Raw genomic sequence first — 6614 nt, 5'->3', positions numbered from 1 at the left:
TGACTGGCCGGCAGAAGTCCGGAATCCCTGGCCGACTTCATTGGAATCCGCAGTTCAACGCGTTTTATGGTCTTGCTGCGGAGCTTTATCCTGCAGCGGTGCGGAGCACGGGGATCGGCTGGGCGATGGGCGTCGGGCGCTTCGGCGCGGTGATCGGGCCGCTTCTGGGGGGTTGGCTAATCGGGCAGGGCGTCACGCTCTCGACGCTGATGGCGATCTTTGCCCTGCCGCTATTGATCGCCGCAGCCGCAGCCTGGTTTATCCGCGCACGGTGAGGGTGAGGGTGAGGGCGTGTCTGCGGGCCTGCCCACCCTATTTCTCGCCCTTCATCCGCCGCGCCCCATCCGCCTCCACCTCCGGCAGATTGGCGAGCAGGCGGTTCAGCAAGCTGAGGAGCGTATTGACTTCCTCGCCGGAAAACCCCGTGAGCAACGCGGCCTCCCGCGCACGCGCGACGGTCAGCACCTGCCGGTGCATGGCCCAACCCGCTTCGGTGAGGGCGGCTTCGCGCCGCCGACCGTCGCCCTCCCGCATCTCGATCAGCCCGCGGTCGGCAAGGAGGCTAAGACTCCGGCTGATGGAAGCCTTGTCCAATCCGATGCTGTTGGAAAGATGCGCCCCGATGGACCATGGCTCGGCGGCAAGCTGACAGAGCACCCGCCATTCGACGACACCGAAGTCGAACAGCCGTCTATATTCATGCGACGCACCGCTCGACAGTTTGTTGGAGAGACTTGTCGTGATGGCACCAATGCAACGGGCGAGGTCGAACGGCTCCCCTCGATCCGGTGCGTCCGGCAGATGCTGATGAGAAATCTGATCCACGGCGTGAAACCTTTGGTTTCCGCCGTGATAGCCTCAGAAAGCCTCTCTGTCCAGCCGGGGCCAGGAGAGGCGATGTGCCCCGGACCGGGAATATCAGTAGGGGAGACCCACGTAATTCTCGGCGATGGAGGTCTGGAATGCGCGTGAACCGGCAAGGTAATCCAGTTCGGTCTCCTGCATCCGTTTGAGGAATTCGCCTTCTTCCGGGAAGCTATGGAGCATCCGCGTCATGCTCCAGGAGAAGCGCGAAGCCTTCCACACCCGTGCCAGCGCGGTTTCGGAGTAACCGTCGAGCAGCGCCTCTCCCTCGCCCGCATAGCGGGATTTGAGAGCGCGTGACAGGTAATAGACGTCGGATGCGGCCAGGTTCAGGCCCTTCGCGCCGGTGGGGGGCACGATATGACCCGCGTCTCCCGCAAGGAACAGCCTGCCCCAGCGCATGGGCTCGCTGATGAAGCTGCGAAGGGGGGCCACGGATTTCTCGATGGAGGGGCCGGTGACCAGTTTGTCCGCCAAATCTTCAGGAAGGCGGCGCTTCAGTTCATCCCAGAAACGCTCATCGGTCCAGCTTTCGATCGGGTCGGTCAGCGGCACCTGAAGGTAGTAACGGCTCAGATGAGCGTTCCGCATGGAGCAGAGCGCGAACCCGCGCTCATGACGCGCATAGACCAACTCATCGAGCAGCGGCGGCGTTTCGGAGAGAATGCCCAGCCAACCGAAGGGATAGACGTGCTCGTATTCCTTGCGGATACCTTCCGGGATGGTCTTGCGGCCGACGCCGTGGAAGCCATCGCAGGCGCAGACGTAATCGCAGTCCACGCGGTGCTCCGTGCTATCCTTGACGTAGGTGACATAGGGGGCGTTGCTGTCTGTGTCGTGGATCGTCACACCGTCCGCGTCATGCACGACGACCCCATCCATGGCGTCGCGTGCCTCATACAGATCGCGGGTCACTTCCGTCTGACCGTAGATCATGACGCTCTTGCCCACCAATTTCTTGAAGTCGATGTGGATCTGACGCCCGCCCGCGGCAAAGATCGTGCCGTCATGGACATAGCCTTCGGCATCCATGCGGGTGCCGACGCCTGCCTCGCGCAGCATCTCGCAGGTGCCTTGCTCCAGAACGCCGGCGCGGATGCGGGAGAGCACGTAGTCCCGGCTCTTGCGTTCCAACACGACGGTGTCGATGCCCGCGCGATGCAGGATTTGCGACAGCAACAGGCCGGAAGGACCGCCGCCGATAATGCAGACTTGAGTTTTCATCTGTCCTCCCATGGCCATCAGAGCGGCGAAAAGCCGAGCGGCCGGATGATTTCGTGCCGGGCGGCCGCGCCCGGAGCAATGTGAAGTCCCGCGCGCGCGGGCCAGAGCGTCACCACGCTCCCCGGACGCTCTCCCGACTGGACGCGAAACACGGCGATGGCGTCAGCGTCTTCGGCGAGCGGCGCATCCGAGAGGGCCAGCGCCCCGCAATCGGCGGAGAAGAGCGGCATCTCGGCTGTTTCCACAGGATATTCCGTGCGGCGGTTGGCCACGGCGGTATCAAAGGCGGGCGCCGTCCGCTCCGTGGTCAGAAACAGGTTCTCCTGCGCCACGACATCCACGAAGGCGCGCGGGATGAACCCTTCGCCCCAGGCTTTCTCCGTCCCGAGGCTCGCCCTGCAGGCAGCCCGGTCGTTCCAACCCTCGTAGGCCCAGAGATGGTGGATCACGTTGAGCCGTCCGGTCTCTGTCATCCAGTAGCCGAGGAGCGGCAGATGGCGGGTCACCAGCGGCAATCCCTCCCGCCGGAGAAGGTCGAGATAGCGCGGTGCCGTGCCCGGCCGAAGCCGATAGGTCCGAAGTTCGTAAAGCATGGAAGTCCTCCGTCGCAAACCCTGTCAGCAGCGGCGAAAAAGGAAAATGGACGATCGGGTGAAAAGCTTGGACGTCAGCCCGCCGCGCCCGCGCGCACCGATTGGCGATAGGCCGCGGGCGAAAGTCCCACATGGCGGGAAAAGAACCGGCTGAAATAGGCAGGATCGTCGAAACCCGCGATATGCGCCACCTCACCCACCGTATGGTCGGTATAGGCAAGGTGGCGCTTCGCCTCGATCAGGATGCGCTGGTAAAGCAGGTCCGAGGCGGTGGTCTCCGCCCGCGCCCGACACGCGGCGTTCAGCCGCGCAGGGGTGACGGCAAGCGCCCGCGCATAGAAAGAGGGCGCCCGCTCCTGCCGGAAGTGGGTCTCGATCAGCCCCCGGTATCGGTTCAGCAGATCCAGATCCCGGTCGGGCGGCGGGGCTTCTGCGGCGTCGCCCGCGCGCAGCACGAAGACCAGAAGCCGCGTGTATTGTGCAAGCAGCGCCGCGCGCCGCCCCGGTGCTTGCCAGACGAATTCCCGCGTCATGTCGTTCAGCAGCAGCGAGACACCGGCCGGGTCCAGACCGCTATGCCGGAGGGGCAGCACGCCCGCCGTCGTGCCCGCCCGCAGCAGTGCTGCATCGTCCCGTGCAGCCGCGCGCAAGCCTACGAGCGCTGCCGTGAGGACGTGGCCCTCGGTATTCTCCTGAAACCGGATTTCATGAACGACGCCTGCGGGAATGACGATGAAGGTCGGGGCGGAGAGCTTGTATACCGCCTCCTCCAGCCGCACCTCGCCGCCGCCTTGTGCCACGAACATCACCTGTGAATGATCGGGATGGAAATGCGGGCGGATCGTCCAGTCGTTCGGCCCGGAACGGTCAAGGATCGGCTCCACGTGCAGAAAGTCCAGCTCCACGTCCCGGGCCGGATCGCCATACAGGTAATAGCGAGGGATGGCCGCGGGGCGATCCATCATGGGACTCTGTCGCCCGTCATGCGTTTCGTTACGGAATTGTGCCATAGGGATCGTGAAAGGTCCATTGATCGCCCGGCGGCCCTAAGCTATCCACTGTTGCGAACGCAACATAGAACTCATGGAGGGGAGCCATGGCGACAGTCTCCACGACAGACAGACACTGCGACGTGCTCGTGATCGGTTCCGGTGCCGGCGGTCTGGCAACCGCGATCGTTGCGCGGAAGCTCGGGCTTGAGGTGATCGTGATCGAAAAGGCGCCGGTCTTTGGTGGCACGACGGCATTCTCGGGCGGCGTCCTCTGGATTCCCGGCAGCCACTACGGCAAGGCGCAGAACCCATCCGACACCATTGACGCCGCCCGCCGCTACATGCGTGCCGAAACCGGCAACTGGTATCAGCCGGAAGCGGTGGAAGCGTTCCTGCAGACCGGCCCCGAAATGGTGGATTGGTTCGAACGGGAGACGGATGTGAAGTTCGTTCCCACCCTTTATCCCGATTATCATCCCGATGTCGAAGGCGGCGTGGATGTCGGGCGTTCCGTGCTCGCGGCGCCTTATGACGCGAGTGTGCTGGGCGATGATCTGAAGCGCCTGCGTCCGCCGCTGTCCACCATCACCTTCATGGGGATGATGTTCAACTCCTCCAACGCGGACATCAAGCATTTCTTCAATGCAACCAAATCGCTGAAATCGTTTGCCTATGTGGCAAAGCGGCTCGCCGCGCACGGGGTCGAGGTCGTGCGCCATGGCCGGGGTGTGCAGGTGACAAGCGGCAATGCGCTTGCCGCACGGTTGGCCAGGTCGGCCTTGTCGCTGGGCATTCCGATCCTGACGGACGCCCCCGCTCTGTCTCTGGTCCGTGACGGAGACCGTGTCGTGGGTGCCGAAGTCGGCGGTGAGGTCAAGGCGCGGATCACGGCGCGGAAGGGTGTCGTTCTGGCTTGTGGCGGCTATGCCCACGACCTCGCACGCCGGGCGCAGTCCTATTCGCACCTTCGCGGGGGCAAGACACATCACTCTCCTGTTCCGGTGGAGAACGCCGGTGATGGTATCCGTCTTGGTGAGGAGGTCGGCGGCGCGTTTGACGCCCGCTATCCCGAGCCCGCGGCATGGATGCCGGTTTCACGTGTTCCGGGACGGGGCGGCAGGGAGGGCATCTTCCCGCACCTGCTCGACCGTTACAAACCCGGAATGATGGCGGTCCTGTCCACGGGCAAGCGGTTCACCAATGAGTCGAACAGTTATCATGATGTCGGCGCGGCCATGAGCGCGTCCGGTGAAGGCGCGGCATGGCTCATCTGCGATCACCGGGCGATACGCAAATACGGCCTTGGCCATGCAAAGCCTGCGCCGATGCCACTCGGCTCCTGGCTCCGCAGCGGATATCTGAAGAAGGGCAAGACGCTCGCCGATCTGGCCAGTGCATGCGGCATCGACCCGGCGGGGCTGGAGAAAACCGTGGCGGACTACAATAGCGGTGCGCGCGTCGGCGAGGATCGTCAGTTCGGGCGGGGCAGCACGGCTTTCAACCGCTATCTTGCCGACCCGGACAACAAGCCGAACCCGGCGGTCGCGCCGGTGGGCGATGGGCCATACTACGCGGTAAAGCTGGAGATGGGTGACCTTGGCACTTTCGACGGGCTCGAAACCACTGTGCCGGGGGAAGTCCTCAATCGTCAGGGGCAGGTGATCCCGGGGCTGTTCGCGGTCGGTAACGACCGGGCTTCGATCATGGGGGGCAATTATCCCGGCGCGGGCATTACCCTGGGGCCAGCGATGACGTTTGGCTACATCACCGGGCGCCATCTTGCTGGCCTTGGCGCGAGCGCGCAAGCTGAGGTACCGCAGAAGGTCGCCTCTGCCTGAGACCAGAACGCCGCCCCGTGGGGCGGCGTTTTTCTTTACCGGTGATTACTGAGTGGCGGCGGCGCGCGCCTGCTCCATCCAACCATCCACAAGTTCGCGGTTCGCTTCGATCCAGGCAGCCGCATGTGCTTCGATGTTGCGGTCACCGGCATTCATCTTGGCATTCTGCGACGACATGTCGGCAAGGGGGATCTCCACTGCATCCAGCAGTGCCCGTGCCGAAGGGTTGGCGTCCAGGAATTCCGTATTGGCAACGGAAACGATGTCGTTCGCAGGGAAACCCAGCATGCAGGGGTTTGCGACGCATCCCTCGATGTCAGGTTGCACGGCATTATCCGCCAGCGGCATCAGGTTTTCCGGCAGGTCGATACGCGGAACCTCGATCCAGACGACATCCTCCCCGGGTTTGAGCTGGTCGATGGTCCAGTTGGGCGTCCAGGTGTAGAAGAAGATCGGCTCGCCGGCCTGATAGGAGGCGATCGCATCGGCCATAGCCGCCGCATAGCCCGCCTTGATCGGGTTGACGTGGTCGAGCAGGTCATAGGCCTTCATATGGTGTTCGATATTGGTTTCGCACGCCCAGCCGGGAGGGCAGGCGACCATGTCGGCCTTGCCGTCGCCATTCCGGTCAAAGGCTTCCTGAACTTCCGGCCGTTTGAAATCGTCCAGTGTCTTGATGTCGAATTTCTCGGCCGAGGCCTTGTCCACCAGATAGCCCTCCAGCGCGCCACCCTTGGCAACAGCGCCAACCGTCTCGGCCTGACCTTCGAACACGGGGCGGTAGATATCGTGGCCGGGGAACCAGCCATCGACCCACATCGTCACATCGCCATATGCAACGGACTGGTAGAAGGCGGGATTGTCGAGCGTCATCGTCGCAACCGCGCTGAACCCAAGTTCGGCCATGAGTTGCTTGACGATCTCGGTGTGGAACCAGCCGGTATCCCAGCTCGGCTGCGCCATGATGTAGGAAACGCCTTCGCCGGGCCGGTCCTGTGCCATCGCAGCAGAAGCGCCGAGCACAAGAGCGGCAACGGAAAGCGTGGTGGGAAGAGAGGATTTGAGACGGGACATAGGATCGTCTCCTTTCTGTTTAATGGGAG

General features: G+C 63.4%; 6 protein-coding genes and 1 pseudogene. 2 read left to right on the top strand and 5 right to left on the bottom strand.

The genetic code is table 11. From position 1 onward, the window contains the following. Positions 1–275 (top strand): annotated as a pseudogene (locus tag RT513_RS05900) (hypothetical protein); the annotation flags it as partial. Between the two features lie 37 nt (positions 276–312). Here the strand turns inward: RT513_RS05900 and RT513_RS05895 are convergent. The 4 genes from RT513_RS05895 to RT513_RS05880 form a co-directional block, all read right to left on the bottom strand. Beyond that, a complete protein-coding gene (locus RT513_RS05895; protein WP_290690113.1) occupies positions 313–825 on the bottom strand; it encodes a MarR family winged helix-turn-helix transcriptional regulator in 513 nt (170 codons plus the stop codon). A gap of 93 nt (positions 826–918) precedes the next feature. Beyond that, on the bottom strand, positions 919–2088 hold the full coding sequence (pobA, locus tag RT513_RS05890) for a 4-hydroxybenzoate 3-monooxygenase (protein ID WP_290690112.1): 1170 nt from the start codon (positions 2086–2088) through the stop codon (positions 919–921). 17 nt (positions 2089–2105) lie between these two features. Further along, positions 2106–2681 (bottom strand): NIPSNAP family protein, encoded by a 576-nt coding sequence (locus RT513_RS05885; RefSeq protein WP_088214014.1) that lies wholly within the window; start codon positions 2679–2681, stop codon positions 2106–2108. A gap of 74 nt (positions 2682–2755) precedes the next feature. After that, positions 2756–3646, bottom strand: a complete 891-nt coding sequence (locus RT513_RS05880) for a helix-turn-helix domain-containing protein (protein ID WP_290690111.1) — start codon at positions 3644–3646, stop codon at positions 2756–2758. 131 nt (positions 3647–3777) lie between these two features. Here RT513_RS05880 and RT513_RS05875 point away from each other — a divergent pair, with 131 nt between their 5' ends. Then, positions 3778–5511, top strand: coding sequence for an FAD-dependent oxidoreductase (locus tag RT513_RS05875; RefSeq protein ID WP_290690109.1), 1734 nt, complete (start codon positions 3778–3780; stop codon positions 5509–5511). Positions 5512–5556: 45 nt separating this feature from the next. On the opposite strand, the gene proX is transcribed toward RT513_RS05875, so the two are convergent. After that, positions 5557–6585 carry a glycine betaine/L-proline ABC transporter substrate-binding protein ProX gene (gene proX / locus RT513_RS05870; protein ID WP_290690108.1) on the bottom strand — a complete coding sequence of 343 codons (1029 nt, stop codon included), beginning with the start codon at positions 6583–6585 and terminating at the stop codon, positions 5557–5559. Positions 6586–6614 lie beyond the last annotated feature (29 nt).

It is taken from the genome of Haematobacter sp. (assembly GCF_032102465.1).
GTDB lineage: Bacteria > Pseudomonadota > Alphaproteobacteria > Rhodobacterales > Rhodobacteraceae > Haematobacter.
Note: the sequence above shows the minus strand (reverse complement) of the source record. Positions and strands in the feature narration are given on the sequence as shown.

Excerpts from the sequence above, each read along its gene's own strand:
- pobA (WP_290690112.1), bottom strand. The coding sequence starts at position 2,088 with ATGAAAACTCAAGTCTGCATTATCGGCGGCGGTCCTTCCGGCCTGTTG.
- RT513_RS05885 (WP_088214014.1), bottom strand. The coding sequence starts at position 2,681 with ATGCTTTACGAACTTCGGACCTATCGGCTTCGGCCGGGCACGGCACCG.
- RT513_RS05880 (WP_290690111.1), bottom strand. The coding sequence starts at position 3,646 with ATGATGGATCGCCCCGCGGCCATCCCTCGCTATTACCTGTATGGCGAT.
- RT513_RS05875 (WP_290690109.1), top strand. The coding sequence starts at position 3,778 with ATGGCGACAGTCTCCACGACAGACAGACACTGCGACGTGCTCGTGATC.
- proX (WP_290690108.1), bottom strand. The coding sequence starts at position 6,585 with ATGTCCCGTCTCAAATCCTCTCTTCCCACCACGCTTTCCGTTGCCGCT.